General features: G+C 57.9%; 23 protein-coding genes and 1 tRNA gene. 10 read left to right on the top strand and 14 right to left on the bottom strand.

All coding sequences use genetic code 11. The annotated features are described in order from the left end of the window. Position 1: 1 nt before the first annotated feature. The 7 genes from IPK17_RS25870 (at position 2) to IPK17_RS25840 (ending at position 6,214) form a co-directional block, all read left to right on the top strand. Positions 2 to 1,414, top strand: a complete 1,413-nt coding sequence (locus tag IPK17_RS25870) for a sensor histidine kinase (protein ID WP_343420580.1) — start codon at positions 2 to 4, stop codon at positions 1,412 to 1,414. A gap of 76 nt (positions 1,415 to 1,490) precedes the next feature. Beyond that, positions 1,491 to 1,889 (top strand): hypothetical protein, encoded by a 399-nt coding sequence (locus tag IPK17_RS25865; RefSeq protein ID WP_343420579.1) that lies wholly within the window; start codon positions 1,491 to 1,493, stop codon positions 1,887 to 1,889. Then, positions 1,886 to 2,824, top strand: a complete 939-nt coding sequence (locus IPK17_RS25860) for an FAD:protein FMN transferase (protein ID WP_343420578.1) — start codon at positions 1,886 to 1,888, stop codon at positions 2,822 to 2,824. Before IPK17_RS25865 ends, IPK17_RS25860 begins: the two co-directional genes overlap by 4 nt. Then, the gene (locus IPK17_RS25855) at positions 2,821 to 3,936 is read left to right on the top strand and encodes an SH3 domain-containing protein (protein WP_343420577.1); all 1,116 of its coding nucleotides are present in this window, start codon (positions 2,821 to 2,823) and stop codon (positions 3,934 to 3,936) included. Before IPK17_RS25860 ends, IPK17_RS25855 begins: the two co-directional genes overlap by 4 nt. A gap of 67 nt (positions 3,937 to 4,003) precedes the next feature. Beyond that, positions 4,004 to 4,465, top strand: coding sequence for a heme-binding domain-containing protein (locus tag IPK17_RS25850; RefSeq protein ID WP_343420576.1), 462 nt, complete (start codon positions 4,004 to 4,006; stop codon positions 4,463 to 4,465). Between the two features lie 59 nt (positions 4,466 to 4,524). Then, entirely contained in the window at positions 4,525 to 5,220 is a 696-nt protein-coding gene (locus IPK17_RS25845; protein WP_343420575.1) for a hypothetical protein, read from the top strand. A 94-nt stretch (positions 5,221 to 5,314) separates the two neighbouring features. Then, on the top strand, positions 5,315 to 6,214 hold the full coding sequence (locus IPK17_RS25840) for a cation diffusion facilitator family transporter (RefSeq protein ID WP_343420574.1): 900 nt from the start codon (positions 5,315 to 5,317) through the stop codon (positions 6,212 to 6,214). Here the strand turns inward: IPK17_RS25840 and IPK17_RS40720 are convergent. The 9 genes from IPK17_RS40720 to IPK17_RS25800 form a co-directional block, all read right to left on the bottom strand. Further along, positions 6,144 to 6,464 (bottom strand): ATP-binding protein, encoded by a 321-nt coding sequence (locus IPK17_RS40720; protein ID WP_350341657.1) that lies wholly within the window; start codon positions 6,462 to 6,464, stop codon positions 6,144 to 6,146. The two genes, IPK17_RS25840 and IPK17_RS40720, sit on opposite strands and share 71 nt — an antisense overlap. Next, complete coding sequence (locus IPK17_RS25835; RefSeq protein ID WP_343420573.1) at positions 6,461 to 7,624, bottom strand: sensor histidine kinase; 1,164 nt, start codon at positions 7,622 to 7,624, stop codon at positions 6,461 to 6,463. The genes IPK17_RS40720 and IPK17_RS25835 overlap by 4 nt, the downstream gene beginning before the upstream one ends. 5 nt (positions 7,625 to 7,629) lie before the next feature. Next, the gene (locus tag IPK17_RS25830) at positions 7,630 to 8,325 is read right to left on the bottom strand and encodes a response regulator transcription factor (protein ID WP_343420572.1); all 696 of its coding nucleotides are present in this window, start codon (positions 8,323 to 8,325) and stop codon (positions 7,630 to 7,632) included. Between the two features lie 94 nt (positions 8,326 to 8,419). Then, positions 8,420 to 9,091 (bottom strand): MIP family channel protein, encoded by a 672-nt coding sequence (locus IPK17_RS25825; protein WP_343420571.1) that lies wholly within the window; start codon positions 9,089 to 9,091, stop codon positions 8,420 to 8,422. After that, positions 9,091 to 9,828, bottom strand: coding sequence for a metallophosphoesterase family protein (locus IPK17_RS25820; RefSeq protein WP_343420570.1), 738 nt, complete (start codon positions 9,826 to 9,828; stop codon positions 9,091 to 9,093). Before IPK17_RS25820 ends, IPK17_RS25825 begins: the two co-directional genes overlap by 1 nt. A gap of 14 nt (positions 9,829 to 9,842) precedes the next feature. Then, a complete protein-coding gene (locus IPK17_RS25815) occupies positions 9,843 to 10,595 on the bottom strand; it encodes a metalloregulator ArsR/SmtB family transcription factor (RefSeq protein WP_343420569.1) in 753 nt (250 codons plus the stop codon). After that, positions 10,592 to 11,032, bottom strand: coding sequence for an arsenate reductase ArsC (locus tag IPK17_RS25810; RefSeq protein ID WP_343420568.1), 441 nt, complete (start codon positions 11,030 to 11,032; stop codon positions 10,592 to 10,594). The genes IPK17_RS25815 and IPK17_RS25810 overlap by 4 nt, the downstream gene beginning before the upstream one ends. 169 nt (positions 11,033 to 11,201) lie before the next feature. Continuing rightward, entirely contained in the window at positions 11,202 to 12,311 is a 1,110-nt protein-coding gene (locus IPK17_RS25805) for a flavin-containing monooxygenase (protein ID WP_343420567.1), read from the bottom strand. Between the two features lie 65 nt (positions 12,312 to 12,376). Next, a complete protein-coding gene (locus IPK17_RS25800; protein ID WP_343420566.1) occupies positions 12,377 to 12,703 on the bottom strand; it encodes an ArsR/SmtB family transcription factor in 327 nt (108 codons plus the stop codon). 152 nt (positions 12,704 to 12,855) lie between these two features. On the opposite strand from IPK17_RS25800, the gene IPK17_RS25795 reads away from it, so the two are divergent. From IPK17_RS25795 to IPK17_RS25785, 3 genes are all read left to right on the top strand, one after another. Next, entirely contained in the window at positions 12,856 to 13,629 is a 774-nt protein-coding gene (locus tag IPK17_RS25795) for an FAD-dependent oxidoreductase (RefSeq protein WP_343420565.1), read from the top strand. Beyond that, positions 13,545 to 14,324 carry an NAD(P)/FAD-dependent oxidoreductase gene (locus IPK17_RS25790; RefSeq protein ID WP_343420564.1) on the top strand — a complete coding sequence of 260 codons (780 nt, stop codon included), beginning with the start codon at positions 13,545 to 13,547 and terminating at the stop codon, positions 14,322 to 14,324. The genes IPK17_RS25795 and IPK17_RS25790 overlap by 85 nt, the downstream gene beginning before the upstream one ends. Before the next feature lie 95 nt (positions 14,325 to 14,419). Next, on the top strand, positions 14,420 to 15,682 hold the full coding sequence (locus IPK17_RS25785) for an MFS transporter (RefSeq protein ID WP_343420563.1): 1,263 nt from the start codon (positions 14,420 to 14,422) through the stop codon (positions 15,680 to 15,682). Here IPK17_RS25785 and IPK17_RS25780 read toward each other — a convergent pair. The 5 genes from IPK17_RS25780 to IPK17_RS25760 all read right to left on the bottom strand — a co-directional run bounded on the left by IPK17_RS25780 (position 15,666) and on the right by IPK17_RS25760 (position 20,066). Beyond that, positions 15,666 to 16,718 carry a permease gene (locus IPK17_RS25780; protein ID WP_343420562.1) on the bottom strand — a complete coding sequence of 351 codons (1,053 nt, stop codon included), beginning with the start codon at positions 16,716 to 16,718 and terminating at the stop codon, positions 15,666 to 15,668. The genes IPK17_RS25785 and IPK17_RS25780 overlap by 17 nt on opposite strands. A 30-nt stretch (positions 16,719 to 16,748) precedes the next feature. Beyond that, positions 16,749 to 17,003 carry a thioredoxin family protein gene (locus tag IPK17_RS25775; protein ID WP_343420561.1) on the bottom strand — a complete coding sequence of 85 codons (255 nt, stop codon included), beginning with the start codon at positions 17,001 to 17,003 and terminating at the stop codon, positions 16,749 to 16,751. Between the two features lie 8 nt (positions 17,004 to 17,011). Beyond that, on the bottom strand, positions 17,012 to 17,350 hold the full coding sequence (locus IPK17_RS25770; protein WP_343420560.1) for an ArsR/SmtB family transcription factor: 339 nt from the start codon (positions 17,348 to 17,350) through the stop codon (positions 17,012 to 17,014). 934 nt (positions 17,351 to 18,284) lie between these two features. Next, positions 18,285 to 18,355 (bottom strand) — tRNA-Gln (locus tag IPK17_RS25765). Between the two features lie 37 nt (positions 18,356 to 18,392). Continuing rightward, positions 18,393 to 20,066 carry a glutamate--tRNA ligase gene (locus IPK17_RS25760; RefSeq protein WP_343420559.1) on the bottom strand — a complete coding sequence of 558 codons (1,674 nt, stop codon included), beginning with the start codon at positions 20,064 to 20,066 and terminating at the stop codon, positions 18,393 to 18,395. Between the last annotated feature and the right edge of the window lie 12 nt (positions 20,067 to 20,078).

Below are 20,078 nucleotides of genomic sequence, written 5' to 3'. Positions count from 1 at the left end.
CATGTTCAATCGTCTATCCGTCCGGCTGTCGCTGGCGTTTCTGCTCTCCGCGTGGATTGGCATCGCGGCGATGGTCTTGGTCGTGCAGCGCACGCTCGACGCGGGCTTTCGCCAGTACGTCATCAGCCGTGAGAGCGAGATCAACCCGGAACAGGTGTCACGGTTGGAAGCGTATTATGCCGCGAACCGCACATGGGCGGGTGCGGAATCGCTCGTGAGCGGGCGCGGATCGGCGGGCGGCGCGGGGAATGGCGCGGGCAACGGTGCTGGCGGTGGCGAAACCGGACGCGGCGCAACCTTTTCCATCCTCGGTTTGGATCATACGATCCTCGTCTCCACCGATCCCGCGCTCGAAAGTACGACGGTTGATGCGGCGTTGCTGGCATCAGCATACCCGCTGACGGTGGATGATGTGCAAGTCGGCTGGCTGTACCGCGCATCGCCGGGAATCCAGGCGCTCGGCGCGGCAGAAGTTGCCTTCCTCAATGAGGCGAACCGCTGGCTGACCTTTGCCGGACTCGGCGCGACGGCGCTGGCGCTGCTCGTCGGTGTGATCCTCGCCTATTCGCTGGCGCGTCCGCTGCGCGAACTGACGACAGCGGCGCGTGATCTTTCCATTGGGCAGATGGGGCGGCGGGTGAATGTGCGCGGCACGGTCGAAGTGAACGCGCTGGCGGCGGAGTTCAACATTATGTCGCAAGCGCTGGCAGACGCCGAGGCACTTCGTCAGCGCATGGCAGCGGACGTGGCGCACGAACTCCGTACCCCGGTGAGCGTGCTGCGCGGACACCTCGAAGCGATGCTGGACGGCGTGTATCCGCTCGACAGCGCGCATATCGCGGTCGCCCATGATCAAACGATTCATCTGGCACGCTTGGTCGAAGATTTGCGCGTGCTGACGCTGGCGGAGGCGAAACGTCTGCCGCTTGAACGGACGAGGATCGACCCGGCGGCGCTGGTGAATCAGCTGCTTGAAGCGTTTGAACCCCTCATGATCGATGGAGAAGTTCGGCTAATCCGCAATATTAGCCCTGGGTTGCCCGTGTTCTATGGGGATGGGACGCGCATCCGTCAGGTGATCTCGAATCTGCTCACCAATGCGCTGCGCCATACGTCAACCGGAGGCGAAATCGCCGTCAGCGTGCAGCGCGAGAACGACTCGCTGTGCTTCAGCGTGGCGAATACCGGCAGTCACTTGAGCGACAGCGACGCGGCGCGCGTGTTTCAACCCTTCTGGCGAGCGAACGCGGCGCGTGAACGGGACAGCGGCGGCAGCGGACTCGGTTTGGCGATTAGCCGCGAGATCGTCGCGCTGCACGGCGGATCGATGACCGTCGAGAGCGGAGAGAACCGCGTGACGTTCGCGTTCACGCTGCCCATCGGCGCATTTAAGTCAGATTTAAGGGAACGTTGAGTGCGGGTTTAAACAAGGATGTGCCCAATCGCGTATCGTAGAGACAGTTATGACGATACAGCGGAGACATCCCAACATGGCAAATCCCGACCGCACTCGAAAACTCTTGGTGAGAAGTGCGCTCGTCACCAGCGCGACCATTGCGACCTTTGTTGGTGCGCAAAATCTGGCAATGCTCGATGCGACGCGCCTCGAAGCGCTGTTCACACCATCGCCGGAAGCCGCCATCGTCAACCCACTGCCGGAAGTCACGACGCCCGTTCCAGTGGTACGTGCAGCCCCCGATCTCGTCATCCAGCAGGCAGCGCCGAGCATCATCATTCTGCGCCGCGCGGGTCAATCCGGTGAAGCAGCAGCTAATCCGGTTGCCAGCAGTCCGGTGGTTATTCAACCGCCCGCCCCGGCGGAAGTCGCCGCGCCGGCTCCCGTCATCGTACAGCAGCCTGTCGTTCAATCCAGCCGTTCCAGCCGATGAAGCGCCTGTTTCATCTCGCCTGGCGGGCGATGGGCTGTGCCGTTTCCGTCCAGCTTGAAACGGAAGGTGATGGTCAGGCGATCTTAAGCGCCGTTCCCGCGCAAGTAGATAGCTTCGAAGATCGCCTATCCCGTTTCCGCCCGGAAAGCGAACTCATGCGGCTCAACGCCCGCGCCGGGAAATGGGTCAGTGTCAGCGAGGTGCTGTTCGCCAACCTGAGCGCCGCCAAACATGCTGCCCGCCTGACCGAGGGCGCATTCAACCCGCTGGTGCTGCCCGCATTGATCGCCAATGGCTACGACCAGACCTTCGATGCGCTGGCAGCTCCGGAAACGCACCACCCGGTTCCGGCTGCCGATTGGCGTGGGATCGAACTGCGCCCACAAACGCACGAAGTCCGCATCCCGGCAAACAGCGCCGTCGATCTCGGCGGCATTGCTAAAGGCTGGGCAGCGGAGCGGGTCGCAATCGATCTCGCCACCTCTGGCGCGTGCCTCGTCAACTTCGGCGGCGATCTGGTGGCGCGGGGCGCGCCGCAAGACCTCCCCGGTTGGGAAATGACTATCGCCGATCCGGGGAAAACAGTGCCGCTCGGCAGCCTGTGGCTGCAAGATGCCAGTCTCGTCACCAGCGGCGTTGATTTCCGCCGTTGGACGGCAGACGACGGCACTGTCCATCATCACATCATCGACCCGCGCACCGGGTGCTCCGCCGAGACGGACATTTTGACCGTTAGCGTCCACCATCCGAGCGCCGTTTCTGCTGAAGCCTACGCGAAAGCGGTGCTGCTGCGCGGCGCGGAAAACGGCTTGCATTGGCTTGATAGACGCTGGGATGCGTCCGGGCTGGTTGTCCGTCAGGACGGCGCAGTACTCGCTACAGCCCTGTTCTCATCTCGATTCTTATCTCACTCCGACCAAAGGATTACGCTATGAAACGTTTGTCCGTCTTCGCCTTGATCGTGCTCGCGCTGAGCTTATCGGCGGTGCTGCCTACACTCGCCCAATCCGATGCTAACCTCATCACACTCACCGATGCCAGTCCGGCAATTGATGTGGTCGTGACGCTGCCCGCCGATACGACCGGCACCATTGCGCTGGATTTCAGCGGCGCAGCGGTGCGCTTGTCTGATGCAACCGGTGCGGTCGTGTTTTCTGCTGCCGACGAACGCCTCCACGCACTCGAACTGAATATCGCGCCCAACAGCGGTTCGCATACCCTCACGGTTGAACGTCTGCCCGGTATCACCGAAGCCGTCGTGCGGGTATCATCGCTGCCCGAACTGACCCTCTATGGCACGACTGAACTCGTCTCCGGTCTGGCGGTCGGGTCCAATCAGGAAGTCTCGCTGCCGCTGAGCTCTGATCATCCCGGTGATTCCGTCAGCGTCACCGTTGCGGGCACGTCGGCTGGCATGCTGACGGCGACGTTCCCCGGCGTGGGCGCAACGACGCAGTTGGTTGATGCGACGGGTACGCTGGTAGTCGAGTCCGTCGGCGGCCATGTCGATGGGATCAGCCTGCTCGTTGATCCCGGCACGTACCAATTTACTCTAGTGAGCAGTGGTTTGTCGGCAGAAGCTGCGGCAGGGGTACGCCTTGTGTCTGCAAGTGATGTGGGCATTGTGGCGGTGGCTGCGCCGGTCAGCACGCCAGTCGTCGTCGCGGCGAACACGACCTGTACCGCCCTGGTCGCGGTGAGTTCAACCAATCTCCGCAGCGGCCCCGGCACCGGTTACACCGTCATCGGGTACGGCTACCGCGATCAGGTGTTCACGGTGGGTGGGCGTAACACAGAAGACAATTGGGTCTTGGTCGCCTTAGCCGGTGGTGCGTCGGCGTGGGTTTCGCGCAGCACCGTGCAAACCCAGGGCGATTGCGCTACTCTGACCGCTTTCAATATTCCCCTCCGTGATGCGCAGCCTGCACCGCTGGTGATCACCGGGTCAAGTCAATCATCTGGCAGTTACAGCGACGATGATGACGATGATCATGAGAATCACGAAGCGCACGAGGATGGTGAGCACGAAGAAGGCGACGACGATTAGTGTTCTCCGGTGTCTGCTCATAGGATGGGCAGACACCACAACTTACCCACAAGGATACTGAACCAATATGACCCACAAGACCAGCACTACACCTCGCCGCATCCCGAAAGCCCTCCTGGGGTTCATCGGGATCATCATCGTCCTCTTCGCCCTCTTGCAGTTGGTGCGCTTCGTCGTGCCGGAATTTCAACTGGATAACCCGCCCGTCACACAGCAAGTCGTGTGGAGTTCGCCGGAAGCGGAACAGTTGTGGAAGCAGGCGTGCGCCGACTGTCACTCAAACGAGACGGTCTACCCGTGGTACTCATACATCGCGCCGGTCGGTTGGCTGGTCGCACACGACGTACATGAAGGGCGTGATGAACTCAATATTTCGACCGACCGCCGGGTCGAGTGGGATGAAATGATCGAGAAGATCGAAGAAGGCGAAATGCCGCTGCCGATCTACCTGACCATGCACCCGGAAGCAAACCTGACCGCCGCGCAGCAAGAAACGCTGATGGCGGGCATTCGCGCGACTTTCCGCTAATTTGCCTCGTCACAATTCGGTGGGGGGGGACACCTTCCACCGTTAGGAGCAGTGCATTCATGAACAAAGACAAATCGACCAAACTGCTTGACATCATTATCCTAATCGCCAGCCTCATTGTGATCGGCGTCTCGGCGGTGTGGATGATCGACACGGGTGTATTCAACGTGACGCTGAGCGCAGACAGCAAACTGGCCTGGCATCTCGTCCGCTCATCAGGGATCGTCGCCTATGTATTGCTGATGGGATCGACCCTGTGGGGTTTGTTCATCAGCGCGCAGTTCGTTAAAGACTGGTCGCCGGGTGTCGTGTCGCTCACGCTGCACAGTACGATTTCATGGTTGTCGCTCGTACTTGGACTAATCCATGCGCTGCTGCTGCTGTTCGACGAGTATTTCGCCTATACGCTCGGCGATCTGTTTGTGCCGTTCACGGGACCGTATCGCCCGGAAGCAGTTGGTTTAGGGACACTGGCATTCTGGATTATCATCGTGGTGACGTTGAGTTTTCCGTTCAAGAAGCGGCTCGGTCATACGGTTTGGAAGAAGCTGCACTATGCCAGCTATGCCGCTTTCGGGCTGGTTTCGCTGCACGGATTGTTTGCAGGCACTGAAGGCACGAATATCGGCTTACGCTTGCTCATCGGAGCAGGTGTCTTGTTTGTCGTGCTGCTGCTCGGCATGCGCATGGGAAAAACCCAAGTCCAGCCCGCCGCAAAAGCGCGCGGAACGCATACTCTGAGCCAGTCGAAGTGAGCACGCCAGTTGTCGAAACGCTGCCTGCTTCGCAGTAGAATGGATGGTGGTGGCATTGAGCGCTTCGCCGCCAGCACCCGAAAGGTCACGCTTGATGACTCGCGCTTCTCTCACCCGTTATGCTTGGCTCTCAATTGCGGCGGCCCTGCTGACCATTGGTCTCAAGGGTTCGGCCTATCTGCTCTCCGGTTCGGTCGGCCTGCTGTCTGACGCGCTCGAATCGGGCGTCAACTTGATTGCGGCCGTCGTCGCCCTGGGCGCGCTTACGATTGCCGCCCGTCCCGCCGACGACGCTCACAACTTCGGTCATGACAAAGCAGAATATTTCTCCAGCGGGGTCGAAGGCGCGCTGATTCTCGTCGCCGCCTTCGGGATCGCATCAACCGCCATTGATCGTCTGCTCAACCCCGCGCCCTTGGACAATGTCGGCCTCGGGCTGATCGTTTCCGTGATCGCCTCTGTCGTCAATTTCGCAGTCGCGCGCGTCCTGCTGCGGGTCGGCAAACAGTATAAGTCGATTACGCTGGAAGCGGACTCGCATCACCTGATGACCGATGTCTGGACATCCGTCGCCGTGATTGTGGGCGTCGGCGCGGTCGCGCTCTCCGGGTGGATGTGGTTGGACGCAGTGATCGCGCTCCTCGTCGCTGCCAATATCATCCGGTCAGGGATTCAACTCCTGCGGCGTTCGATCAGCGGTTTGATGGACAGCGCCATCCCGCCGGAAACGCTGCAAGCCATCACCACGAGGCTCAACGAGTTCCAGTCACGCGGTATAAAATGGCACGCCCTACGCACCCGGCAGTCAGGCGCACGCTCATTCGTCGAGGCGCATATTCTGGTTCCCGGCGGATGGACGGTTCAAGCCGGGCACGACCTGTCCGAAGAAATTGAACAGGTAATACGTGGTATTGCAAATGACATCAGTGTGACGATCCATCTGGAACCGCTTGGCGATGCGGCAGGTGAGAACGACGGGCAGTCAACGGTTTGACAAGCGGGATCGTCGCCGTAAATATTGCGCCCTGTCCAGGGCCACGACTGACAGTCGTGATTTGTCCGCCGTAGTGCTCCAGGATCGCTTCGATGATGGACAGCCCTAGACCGTTCCCGTTGTATCTGCCCCGCACGGTGTCCGAGCGGTAAAAGCGCTCAAAGAGATGCCGCTGCTGTTCCTCACTAAAGCCGATGCCGGTATCGCTCACTTGAATCGTGACCATCTGAAGCGTGGACGCAACTGTCATCTGAATGCGTCCCTGTTCGGTGTATTGACAGCATTCGACAGGAGATTGTCAACGACGACACGTAGATCGTTGGGGCTCATGGGCAGTTCCGGCAAATCGGGATCGATCTGAGTGGCGAACTCCAGCTGCTTGGCTTCGGCTTCGATGCGCCAATGCCGAATGAGGTCATGCAGAATCGATGCGGTATCGGTCACGACACCATTCTGGGTGTGCCGCCCTTCGTCAATGCGTGCCAGCAGCAGCAGCGATGAGACGAGTTCCGCCATGTGATCAATCTCCTGCTGGATCTCGGTGAGATAGGTTTCGCGTTCAGCCTTTGGCAGTGTCTCATCGCTGAGTGCTTCGGCGCGCAGCTTGAGGGTCATCAGCGGCGTGCGCAGTTCGTGGGCAGCATTGCTGACAAAGTTCCGCTGCGTCTTCATCAACGTTTCAAGCTGTCCCGCCATAAAATTGAGCGTCTTGCCCAGCTGACCGATTTCGTCCTGCGTCGTGACTTGAATGCGCGTATCCAGCGCCCCCTGCGCCATGTTGAGCGCCGAATTGCGCAGATGCTGTACTGGGCGTGAAATCGTACTCGACACCCACATCGAGGCCGCAACCACGAGTACGAGCACGGGGAGGGTGGCTATCGCCAACTCCATGTACCGGCGGTTCACCTCGGCATAAGCGGGAGCCATGGGCTCGGACAAGACCAAATATCCGAGCGCCTCACCTTCATACCTGACCGACACGGCCAGATATAACGCCGCTTCCCCCACGTGATTCGGGCGAATGTCCGATCCAATTTGTACGCTGTCGGCTTCGACGAGTTCGGGGGACACTGGGACGCGATCCACCTGCTCGTAGCCGGTATTTGCCGTGTAACCAACGACCCGATAATTTCGGTCAAGAATGAGATAGTCGTGCCCCACTTCTTGTTGAAGGGCCGCCAACATGCGCCCGATGCCCCCTTCATCCTCGCCTTCTAGGTAGTGGCCTAAGGGTTCGGCAAAAGTCGCCGCAACCAGCAGGGCATCCGTTTCGAGATGATGCTGATAGAATTCCAGCGTCGCCGCTTCCAGTTGTCGTCCAGCGATGAGAAACTGCACCGTTCCGCCCACAAATGCGATTCCGATGAAGATCACCAGAATACGCTGGCGAATGGTCAGCCGGTTGAGCATAGCGGTTAACTCCCTTCCGGATCGGTAAACCGGTAGCCAACGCCGCGAATCGTTTGCAGATAAACCGGATTCGCTGGATCGGTTTCCAGTTTCGCCCGCAGCCAACTCATATGCACATCGAGCGTCCGGGTATCGCCGAGCCAGTCCGTCCCCCACACTTCATCGAATAAGCGGTCGCGCGTGACAATTTTGCCGAGATTGGTCATGAGCAGTGACAAAATCTCGAATTCTTTCTGGCGCAGAGTCAGTTCATGCCCGCTGCGCGTGACCGTATGCGCTTCAAGATCCAGCACAATCTCCCCGACCATGATGCGCTGCGGCAGCTGCTGCCCTTGATCGAGGCGCACCCGGCGCAGCATCGCCCGGACATGCGCTTCCAGTTCCTTGTAGCCAAACGGTTTCACCAGATAGTCATCTGCGCCAAGTTCCAAGCCTTTGATGCGATCGGTGCTGTCGTCGAGCGCGGTCAGCATGATGATTGGCATGGTGCTGTGCGCTCGGATCGCCTGACACACCTGCCAACCATCCAAGCCCGGCATCATCACGTCAAGCACTACCACGTCCGGTTTTTCGACCAGTGCCAAGCTCAATCCAGCATGACCGTCGTTGGCGACGGTCACCCGGTAGCCTCCGCGCTCAAACGAGGAGCGAAGGGGATCGGTCAATTTGCGTTCATCATCAATCAGGAGAATGTGTGTCATTGTGTGCGGCCCTATCCACTGCACACGATTCTACCGCTGATTGGAGAGATTTAAGGCAGATTTAAGCGAATCAACGGGGCAGTCCCGAAAGCCTCTAGGCTGTACTATACTGCATGGGTTCACGGATGAGTTGGTAGGCGAAGCCACCCAGTACCGTTCCAATGACCGGCGCGACGAGATATATCCACTGATTGTCCAGTACGCCCGCGATCAGCGCTGGACCTAGTGAGCGTGCCGGATTCATTGATGCCCCGCTGATTGGTCCACCCCACAATGCATCCAGCGCGACCGTGAAACCGATGGCGAGTGCGGCAGGTGTACCGACAGCTTTCGTGTCGGTGGCGACTGAGATAATGACGAACATCAGCACCGCACTGAGCAGAATTTCCAATCCGAAGGACTGCCCAATCGAACCGGAGGGGATTGTTGTGCCCAACGCTGCCAGATCGCCAATGAGCAAGCGCAGAGTCAGCGCACCCAAAACCGCCGCGAGGAGTTGGGCGACGACATAATAGACGACTTCACGCCACGGAAAATGGCGTGTCACCGCAAAGGCGATGGTCACTGCCGGGTTGAAGTGTGCGCCGGAAATATGCCCGGTTGCCGCTATCATCACGGTGATGATCAAGCCAAAGGTGAGCGCGATCCCGACATGCGTCAGTGCGCCAGTCTGCGCGTTTACCATGATCGCACCGCAGCCCGCTGTCACCAGTGCGAATGTACCAATGAATTCTGCGCCTGCGCGCCGCAGTAGGCTGCGCTCCATCAGCCAGATCCTTTGCGCAGCAGTTGAGCGAAATGATGTGGCATCCCACCCTCTTCGGGTGTCACCTCAATCGCCTGGGCGGCGCGTTCGACATCATAGGCGACCCGGATGAATTCCACTTGTACAGCACACCCGGTGATGGTGAGGGTGATATACCCCGCACGCGGATCATGGTCTTTCGGCTTGCCCACGCTGCCCGCGTTGATCACATGCCGTCCGCTCGGCAGCACCTTGTGATACGGCAGGTGCGTATGCCCGCAGACCAGCACATCTGCCTGCGCGGCATCCATAATCCGCTCAAAGGAGTCATCGGGACGATCTTCAAAGAGATACTCGTTGACCTTGCGCGGGCTGCCATGCACCAGCAGCACTTGGAGATCGCCTAACTGCAAGGGAATATGGGCAGGCAGATCGTGCAGAAACGCTTTGTTGTCCTCGGTGGTATGGGCGTTCGTCCACGCAATCGACAGCTCGCCGCGCCGCCGCTCGACATCGGTTTTGTACGCGCAGCCGCAGTCATCGCTGCTGCTGCCTACACCCTGATCGTAATTCCCCATCAGGGTTGGGATACCCCGTTGACGAATCAAGTTCACCACTTCGTTTGGGAATGTCCCATAGCCGACGAGATCGCCGAGGCAGTACAGCCGGGACAATCCGCGCGCTTCGATGTCCTGAAATACCGCTTCCAGCGCGGGCAGGTTACCGTGAATATCGCCAAAAATCGTGATTGCGTTCAAAAGCCCTCCGAGAGCTACTGCTGTGCCAAGGTGATGAGAAAATGCTCGATGCGGATTCGCAGACGCTGCGCGATCTGCATAAATGCTGCTTGGCGCTGTTCGGCATTGGGGATCGCCAGCGGATCGGAATAGCCCCAGTGGAGCTGCTGCCCATCACCGGGGAAGGTCGGGCGGTTTTCGCGCGCCTTATCACAAACCGTGATCACATAATCGAAGGGCTGTCCCTCGTATTCGCTCACGTGATGCACCGACTGCGCCCGAATATCAATGCCGAGGCTGTCCATTGTAAATATCGCATCCGGGTGCACCTGGGTGGGATGACTGCCCGCGCTGCAGGCGGTGATTTTCCTCTGGGAAAGCTCACGCAGCAGTCCTTGTGCCATTTGTGAGCGCGCACTGTTATGCGTACACACGACCAGAACGCGCGCGGCGGGCAGGTGATCGAGGTTGATCACGCGGCGCGGTTCGGACAACAGGGGATGCAGCGCACTGCCAGCCGCCAGATACAGATCGCGAAGCCGTTCGAGGTCGAGCGTGTAATACACATCCCGTCCATCGGCTTCACTGCGGCGCGTGGTGACGAGCGCCTCCTCACGCATCTTCTTGAGATGGTAGGACACGAGGTTCATCGGCTGCTGGAGCAGTGTGACGAGTTCGTTCACCTGATGATCGCCGCTGGCTAGTGCCTTAAGTATGCCCCAGCGCGCATCGTTCGCCAGCAGCTTGATGAAATCGGGCGATTGGTCAGCGTGTGCCAGCGGAGTCAAATGACACGCTCCGCTTCTTCGGTTTCCGCCAACCACAGCTTAATGCGCGCTTCAATTTGATCGCGGACTTCGCGGAAACGCGCCAGCTTCTCCTCATCGGTGCCGTCGGCCCGCGCCGGATCATCAAACAGCCAGCGATGAATGCGCTTGGCATCGGCGTTTATGCGAGGACAATCATCTTCTGCCTTGCGACAGACGATCACGGCGTCATCGAACGTCATTCGCCCCATATACTCTTTAATGTTTTTGGACTTCTGCCCGCTGACATCAATCCCAATTTCAGCCATCACCTGCACAGTCATGGGGTTCAAACCTTTGGCTTCCATGCCCGCGCTGTATGCTTCGTACTTATCACCCGCGAGCGTGCGCAGGAACGCTTCCGCCATCTGCGAGCGAGCGGAATTCCCCGTGCAGAGGAACAAAACACGCTTAGGCATCACATTTACTCCAATCTAGATTAGTTCAATTTAAATTGAAGTTTATTCGAGACATCGCAAGCGAGCAAGAGGAGTCATGTTAAGTTTTGGAGAAGGAGATTTAAAACAGACCGTGTGGTGTCGAGGAACACCACACGGCATAGACGGTTTCTTTTCAGCGCCAGCCCGTTCAGGCAGGCTGAAGACTGTCACAGCAGCGTCGTGCCTCGGTAGTAACCGGACGTTTGCAGTAGCGGCGCAGATCGCGGATCACATAGGCGGCATCAGCGCCACTGCCCCGCAGAGTCGCGGATGCGTGAGAACGCTGCCCTGAAATCCCGACATAGTACAATCCCGGAACGGTCGTGCTGACGCCGCCCGTGTGCAGCGCGTTCCCATTCTCATCGAGCGCGCCCAATGCTGCCAGGTAGGGGAAATTGGGGCGGAAACCGGTAGCGAAAATCACTGTGTCAAACTCGTCTGCTTGCCCATCTTCCCACTGAACACCGGTTTCGGTAAACCGCTCGAGTAAGGCGTGGTAGGTAGGGTTGCCCGATGCCAGCGCCGCTTGATAAACCCCCGTATCCAGAACCTCGGCTTTTTTGGTCTCGCCCGGATTCCAGCTTGGAAAAGCACGTTTCCACGTATCGATGCCGGTGACGCGAATCCAGAAGTGAACATCGCTCCCCCAGATGCGCTGCTGCCGGAACCGCACAGGATCGCGGCTTGTGAGCGTGACCCGGGCGGTCTGTGCCAGGTCAACGGCGATTTGCACCGCCGAGTTCCCCGCGCCAATCACCAAAACGCGCTGGTGTTTGAACGCGGTCGGGTTCTGGTAGGACGAGGAGTGCAGAATCTTCCCCTGATAGCGCTCTTGCCCCTCCAACTGTGGCAGGTGCGGGCGGCTGAAAGCGCCTGTTGCGGCGATGATGCTCCGCGCTGTGAGCGTTCCTTGCCCGTTCATGTGCACAATGAAGTTCACGCCCTGTCGTTCGATGCGTTTCACAAACGCATGAGTGCGAATGGGGAGGCGAAAGTGTTCTGCATAGGCGTGTAAGTAGTCCACGACTTCATCGCGGGTGGGATAGCGTTCAGGGTGACCGGGAAAACGCATCCCCGGCAGCGATGAGTAGCGTGCTGGCGAAAACAGCTTCAGGCTGTCGTAATAGCGTTTCCACGAACCAGTGGCTTCGTCACTGGCTTCAAGGATGAGAAAGCGCAGTCCAGCACGCTGCAGATGATAGCCGGCAGCTAGACCGGATTGCCCGCCACCAATCACAAGCGCATCATAGATTTCCATGTGTTTCCCTCCACAAAGATGTGACATATTGATAAGTATCGATACGTTGTGCCAAAAAAAGAGGTTTACTCGCCCGTGATCGGAATCTCGTCCACGGCGATCACCTTTTCCGCGTAATTCGGGGCGAAATTACGGATGAGCAGACCGCAGCACAGCGTAAACTGTTCCTGATTAAGGGTATAGTAGCGAAAACGTCCTTCTTCGCGGACGTACACCAAATCGGCCTCCTCCAACTTTTTCAGATGGTGGCTGACCGTCGGCTGATTCACTTTGCCGCCCATCTTCTCGACCAGATCATTCACATTGAGCCACACGCAGCACAAGTGACTCATGATCTCCTGACGAGTTTCATCGGCTATCGCTTTGGCAAACAGGACTTGGTTCGTGTTCATACAACTTATCATATCGATATTTGTCGATGTGTCAAGCGGGCACTTTGTCCCAGATAGTCTCGTCAAAGTTGACGTATTGACAAACATCGATATAAACCATAGACTGCTCACTATCAATAAATCGACAAACATCAATACGTTGGAGGTTAGAGATGAGCGCACTTCCTGTAGCGGTAATTGGCGCGGGTCCAGTTGGTCTAGCCGCCGCTGCCCACCTGATTGAACGCGGCGAAACGCCGCTGCTCTTCGAAGCTGGCGCGGAAGTCGGCGCGAGTATGCGTCAGTGGGCGCATGTGCGCATGTTCTCCCCGTGGGAATACACGGTGGACGGCGCGACGAAACGACTGCTCGAAGCGCATGGCTGGCAGATGCCGCCGAAAGACCAACTGCCGACCGGAGGTGACATGGTGGAGCAGTATCTTATGCCCTTCGCAGCGCTCCCCGAAATCACGCCGCACTTACATCTGAACGCGCGGGTGGTCGCAGTCAGCCGCCGCCATGTGGACAAGATGAAAGATGGTGGACGCGACACTGCCCCCTTCGTCCTGCAAGTCGAGTATGCCAGCGGCGAAGAAGCTTTGATTGAAGCCCGCGCCGTAATCGATGCATCGGGGACGTGGCAGCAGCCCAACCCGATGGGCGCGAATGGTTTACCCGCTGTAGGTGAGCGGCGTTACGCAGATCAGATCGCTTATGGCATTCCCGACATCCTCGGCAGCGCACAATCGCGGTATGCCAACAAGCGCGTCATGGTCGTCGGCAGTGGACATTCTGCCTTAAATGCCCTGCTCGAACTCGCAGCGCTTGGCAATCCGCGCCGAATACCGAGATCGTGTGGGCGATGCGCGGCGATAACCTGCGCCGGGTGTATGGCGGTGGAGAAGATGACGCGCTCCCGGCGCGTGGACAATTGGGAACGCGCCTGAAAGCAGCGGTCGATGCGCGCATTGTGCAAATCGTATCGCCCTTCCGCGTGCGGGAAGTTACAGCGAACGAAGGCGGACTGGATGTGATCGGGGAAACCGCTGAAGGTCTGCAAACCGTCCAGGTCGATGAAATCATTGTCGCGACCGGAGCACGTCCCCAGCTCGACATGCTGCGCGAACTGCGGCTCGATCTCGATCCAGCGCTCGAAAGCACTCGTCTGCTTGCTCCCATGATTGATCCCAACGTTCACTCGTGCGGCACGGTGCGCCCGCATGGCGAAGCCGAACTTCGCCAGCCGGAAAAGAATTTCTACATCGTCGGTATGAAGAGTTACGGGCGTGCCCCGACGTTCCTCTTGGCGACTGGCTATGAGCAGGTGCGTTCGGTCGTCGCGGCGCTCACGGGCGATTGGGAAGCCGCGCACGCTGTGCAGTTGAATCTGCCTGAAACCGGCGTATGCAGCACCGATCTCGTCGACGGCGGCTCGTGCTGCGCTCCGGAATCGACGGCATCTCCGATACTGGCGATCAACAGCATTCCGGTAGCGAGCATTCCACTCCAAGTTATCCCCGTCGCGCTGAACACCATCGCCCAAGCGACCATAACCAACCGGGATTGTGGCTGCGCGGACGACTGCTGTGGGGATGGCGTTCGTTCACAGACGTGTGCCTGCGACACCGCCTGCTGCTCGTAATGGTTTCGCGCTGAGGGACTCGCTTGTTTTACGGGTGATGGGCAGTTCTCCCATCACCCTTTGTGTTCTCCAAACTCAACCATCGGGATGATCGAATGCGTGCCGGCAAACCCGCGCCTTACTACGGTTGGTATCTCGCGATCACCTTAGCAGTGACCGAGACGATTTCATGGGGCATCATTTACTATTCGTTTTCTGTGTTTCTCGCGCCGATGGAGCAAGACCTCGGCTGGTCGCGCACCACGCTGACGGGTGGCTTTTCGCTGATGTGGCTGATAACAGGTGTGATGGCGTTTCCCGTCGGCACGTGGATCGACAAACATGGCGCGCGCGCGCTGATGACCGCCGGGTCGGTGGGCGCATCACTGCTGGTGATCCTGTGGTCACAGGTCACGACAGAGACGGCTTTCTATTTGATCTGGGCTGGCTTGGGGGTGTGTGCTGCCGCCGTTTTGTACGAACCCGCTTTTGCGGTCATCGCTCAGTGGTTTCACCGACGTAGAAGCACTGCTCTGGCAATTGTGACGTTTGCCGCAGGGCTGGCAAGCACGATCTTCCTGCCGCTGTCCGATGCGCTGCTGCGCGGGTTTGGCTGGCGCACGGCGGTACTGCTGCTCGGACTCTTCCTCGCCAGCATTACGATCCCGCTGCACGCGCTCCGGCTCCGTCGCCGTCCCGCTGACCTCGGCTTGCAACCGGATGGTGCATCACATACGGTCGACGCTTTGCCGTCCGCCTTGCGCGGCGTATCGCTGCGCGCTGCACTGCATGGGCGCGCCTTCTGGCTGTTCACGCTCGCGTTCGGCTTGATCTCGGTCTCTGCCGCCGCTATCCGGGTTCACTTCATCCCGTTCCTGATGGGATCGGGGATTGATTCCAGTACCGCCGCGTTTGCCACCGGTGCGATTGGGATCATGCAGGTCGTCGGGCGCATCATTTTTGCGCCCCTCGATCAACGCTTCTCCACCCGCAGCATCGTGATCGGCGTATTTGCGCTCCATATCGTGGCGTTGTCGATTCTGCTGTTTGGGCAGTCGATGATCCTGATCGGCGTGTTCATCCTGATCTTTGGTGCAGCGCAAGGTGCAGCGACGCTCTCACGACCATCCTTAATTGCCGAGCTATACGGCGTTTCACACTACGGGCGAATTTCGAGCATCATGGCGCTGTTTCTCACGCTCACGAGCACTGCCGCCCCCCTGATCGCTAGCCTGCTGTATGAAGGAGCAGACAGCTACACGCCTGTCCTGTGGATGGTCGTGATCTTTGCGGTCATAGCCACTGGCGTGGTGATCCTTGCCGGACGCGAAAGAGGGGGCACGCTGCGCGCGTCCACTACCGCTACACAACCAGGTTGAACAAATACCCGGTCAACACAATGCTGAGCGCGACCACGCCGACGAAGATGGCGATCAGGCGCGGTTTCAACACCTTCCGCAAGATGATCATTTCCGGCAGGCTGAGCGCGACCACAGCCATCATAAATGCTAGGGCGGTTCCCAGTGCTGCCCCTTTGCCCAACAGGGCACTGATGATCGGGATGACTCCCGCAGCATTGGAGTACAACGGAATGCCCAGCAATACCGCTGCTGGCACTGACCACCACGCGCGTTCGCGCATGATCCCCGTCAGCGCATCTTCCGGCACAAAACCGTGAATAAACGCGCCGATGCCGATCCCGATGATGACGAATAACCACACTTTTCCCACGATTTCACGGGTGCTGTCCGCCGCTTGTCCGAAGCGTTCTAGCCAACTCAGCTTTCGCTGCACGGCATCCGGCTGTACATGTTTTGCCCGGATCTCATAGACAAACGGTTCGACATAGCGCTCCAGCTTCAAGCGACCGAGGACTAACCCGGACACCACGCCGATGACGATGCCGGAGGCCAGATAGAGCAGAGCCACCTTCCAACCGAACAGCCCCAGCAGCATGACGAACGCGACCTCATTCATGATGGGTGAGGTGATGAGAAACGAGAAGGTAATGCCTAGCGGAATGCCTGCTTGCACGAAACCAATGAACAAGGGCACGGATGAGCACGAGCAGAACGGTGTAATTGCGCCGAAGACGGCAGCCATAACATTGCCGATACCCTCACCACGTCGTTCAACTAGCGAGCGCACCTTTTCGGTGTCGATGAAGGTCTGTACGAACGTGATCAGGAAGATCATGCCGGAGAGCAGCAGAAGAAGCTTTGGTACATCATAGATGAAGAAATTGAGTGCCTCGCCAAGCTGGCTGTCAGGGCTTAATCCAAGCAGCGAATACGTCAGCCAATCAGCGATGTGCTGCAGGTTGTTGTACAGCATGAGCCAAACGACCGCGACCACGCCTACAATGATAAAAGCGGGGCGATCATCGCGGCTCGTCACAATACGGGATAAGCGCATACGCATGATTTCCTTCTGACTTGGACAGTCTTATTCGGCAGATTGAAACTGAGACGCCCATTCGACAATCTGCTGCCGTTTCGGAATACGTCCTGCCGATTTGACCTGCTCATTCATCACCAGCCCCGGCGTACTCAGAATGCCATAGGCGGCGATGTCGGCATATTCCGTTATTTTTTCCAGCGTGTACGGGATGCCTTCTGCATCCAGCGCGGCGCGCGTTTCTGCCTCCAGACGTTTGCAGTTGGCACAGCCCGACCCTAAGACTTTCACTTGCAGCATCATGAATCCTTTCAGCGAATGCTTTCCACAGCGATCATCGAACAGAGCGGGCAGGTGCAACCCGCAAGTTTTTGGATGGGTGTAAACTCACGTTCAAACAGCAGGTCAAGCCAGCGGTGGAGCTGTGGATCAGCCAGACGATAGAAGACTTGCAGCCCATCCTTGCGGGTTTCGACCAGCCCTGCGTCGCGCAAGACCATCAACTGCTGCGAGATATACGCCTGCCGTCGATCGAGCGCTAGCTCAATGTGACAGACACACACTTCGCCGCCGCGCAGCATATCGAGGATTTGCAACCGGACGGGATGCGCCAGCCCTTTGAGCTTTTCCGCGAGTTCGCCGTAAATCACAGGAGCCCTTAACCTATATTCATGTTCTTGAATGTAGTTTATGCCTTATCAATCTAATGCAGCAGTGATGAACATCACATTCGAGAAGTGCAACCAGGCAGTCGGAGGGCGATCATACGGGTCGGTTCGTCCACTCAACGGCGGCGCTGCACTTCACTTCTCCTCTCCCGCGCTGTTTTTGAGGCGCGACTTCATTCGTAAAGTAGCACATCAGCCCACCAGCAACGCCGGTCGATATGGTGCATCGCTCCGGCTTCGACTCAGAGGGACGGATACAGGGAACCCCAATCCGCCTGTTGTGTACACCGAACAATCAGACTGGGGTTGAGAGGAGGTTGGGACTATGACTGACCGAACAATAACGCTGCGTTCTGATTTGGTTGAACGGCTGGAAGCACTAGCATCACATGAAGGAAAAACGCTTAACGAGGTCGTCGAGCAATTCCCTCAATGGCTATACACCGATCAGCGGTAACTGGGCTCTGGCAGTTGCAGAAGGTATAGAAGGGGCGGAAAGTGCGTCGCTTGATGGACCTGACGCCTCATCGAATAGCCGTAACCATTTCGAGAAACATCTTCGAGAACAGTGGTATGAATCTCATCACAACAGCGATTCTGATCGATGGTCTTAACTCAAATGATTTCGAATATGTATGATAAAGTATATTATATAAAAATAAGTATTGATTTTCGCGGATACGCAGGTTGTACTCGAACTATGTCCACGCAAGAAAAAAGCCCTTGAGAACCGTCTCAAGGGCCAATCTTCTCTCGGACTTCAGAACTTGGATTCGAATGCTGTGTACGTCAACTTGAGCTTAAATCTATAGGAACGTCTGCAATTAAGGAAAAAAGTACGGGGACAGGAGTCGAACATTGTTTGAGTAAGAAAAAAGCCCTTGAGAAAACTCTCAAGGGCTTTTCTTCGCGTGTGCTGAGGGACCTGGATTCGAACCAAGATTAATGGATCCAGAGTCCACTGTTCTACCATTGAACTATCCCTCATCAATGGGGCGTATTGTAGCATGCGCCCCTCAGGCGATCAAGGCTGATTCTCGCCTAATCGTGCCAGAATTTGATCGATTCGCTGATTAATCCGGCTTTGCCCCATGATCTTCAGGATTTCGTAAAGATCCGGCGTATTCGTGCGCCCCGTCAGAGCCGCGCGCACGACCATCATCACGTCGCCAAAGTGACCTTTGAAGCTCTCCGGATTCTTCTTGAACGTCTTGGCGTCGCGGGCAAAGCCGAGCGTTTCGCCGAGCGCGCGCATTCCATCCAGCCACGCTTCTTTGGTGGCACTCGCATCGAATTGGCGGACGCGCTCCAGAATCGCAGTGATCACTTCCTCCCCGTAAGCGGGTAAGGGGAGATTGACGGCGATGCTTTCGGCGTACAACTCGTCGAAGAAGAAACCGCATGCGCGGTCAATATCAGACCAGTTGACAATGTCCTTGCGCGGCGCTTGACCCGTACGTTCCAGATTGAATACGGCAATGCTGTACCCCGGATCGGCTTCGAGCAGCGTCCCCAAGCGCGGACTATACTGCTTCGCCCAGGCTAAGCCATACTCGTAGACCTGTTCCGCGCTGTAGGTGGCGATCACATCCTTGCTGATGTCGTTGAGTTTGACGAGATCGAACAGCGGCATGGACACGCCCATCGCATCCAGGTTGATCGGGAAATTCTGATACGATTGGCCGGGGTTTGCTTTGCTCCAGTCATAAAAGCCGGAGTTTGCGAGGTTGAGCAAGTACTCGCTCACGGCTCGCACTGGATAGCCCGCCTCATAGTAATACATCACATTCGCTTCCGGGTCTTTGCGCTTGCTGATCTTGCGCTTGGACGTGCCATCCATTTTGGCCATTGGCGCGACATGGGCGAAATCCGGCACGGGCAGGCCGAGGTATTCAAACGTCTGGATATGCAGCGGCGCGGACGACAGCCACTCATCGCCCCGGATGATCGGGTTGACGTGCATGAGCGTGTCGTCGATGACGTGCGCGAAGTGATAGGTCGGCAGGCTGTTCGACTTGAGCAGCACGCTGTCGAGATCATTGGCGGGCATGTCGATGTCACCTTTAATCACGTCCTTGAAGCGCACGCGCGCCTCGTTAGGGTAGGGTGCGCGGATGCGAATGACCGGACGTTCGCCCACGTCAATGCGCTCTTTGATCTGTTCAAACGTCGCGTTGCGCCAGACCGCCCAATCTCCATAGTAGCCGGGACGCGCGACTCCCTGCGCTTCTTGCGTTTTGCGCAGGCGGTCGAGCTCGTCCTCTGTGCAGAAGCACGGGTACGCTACGCCTTGTTCGACCATATATTTGGCGAACGTTTCATAAATCTCCACCCGCTGACTCTGAATGTAGGGGCCATACGCACCCCGTTCCACCAGCGGATCAACGCTCACGTAGCCTTCGTCGGGCGTGAGGGCATAGTTGATCAGGTTGATGATGATTTCTTCGACACTGCGCGGGATTTCCCGTTTTTTGTCCGTGTCCTCGATGCGCAGAAAGAAGATACCGCCGGTCTGGTGCGCCAACTGCCGGTTGACCAGCGCGGTCATCAGCGTGCCGATGTGCACGAAACCGGTGGGACTGGGCGCAATGCGCGTCACTTTTGCGCCGGAAGGCAGATCGCGCGGGGGAAACTGCGCGTAGTAGTCGGCTGGCGTTTTGGTGATGTGCGGAAACAGCAGGTCAGCTAACGCTTTCATGGCGATCCTTTA

The sequence above is a fragment of the Candidatus Flexifilum breve genome, assembly GCF_016713355.1.
This window is presented reverse-complemented; position numbering and strand designations above follow the sequence as displayed.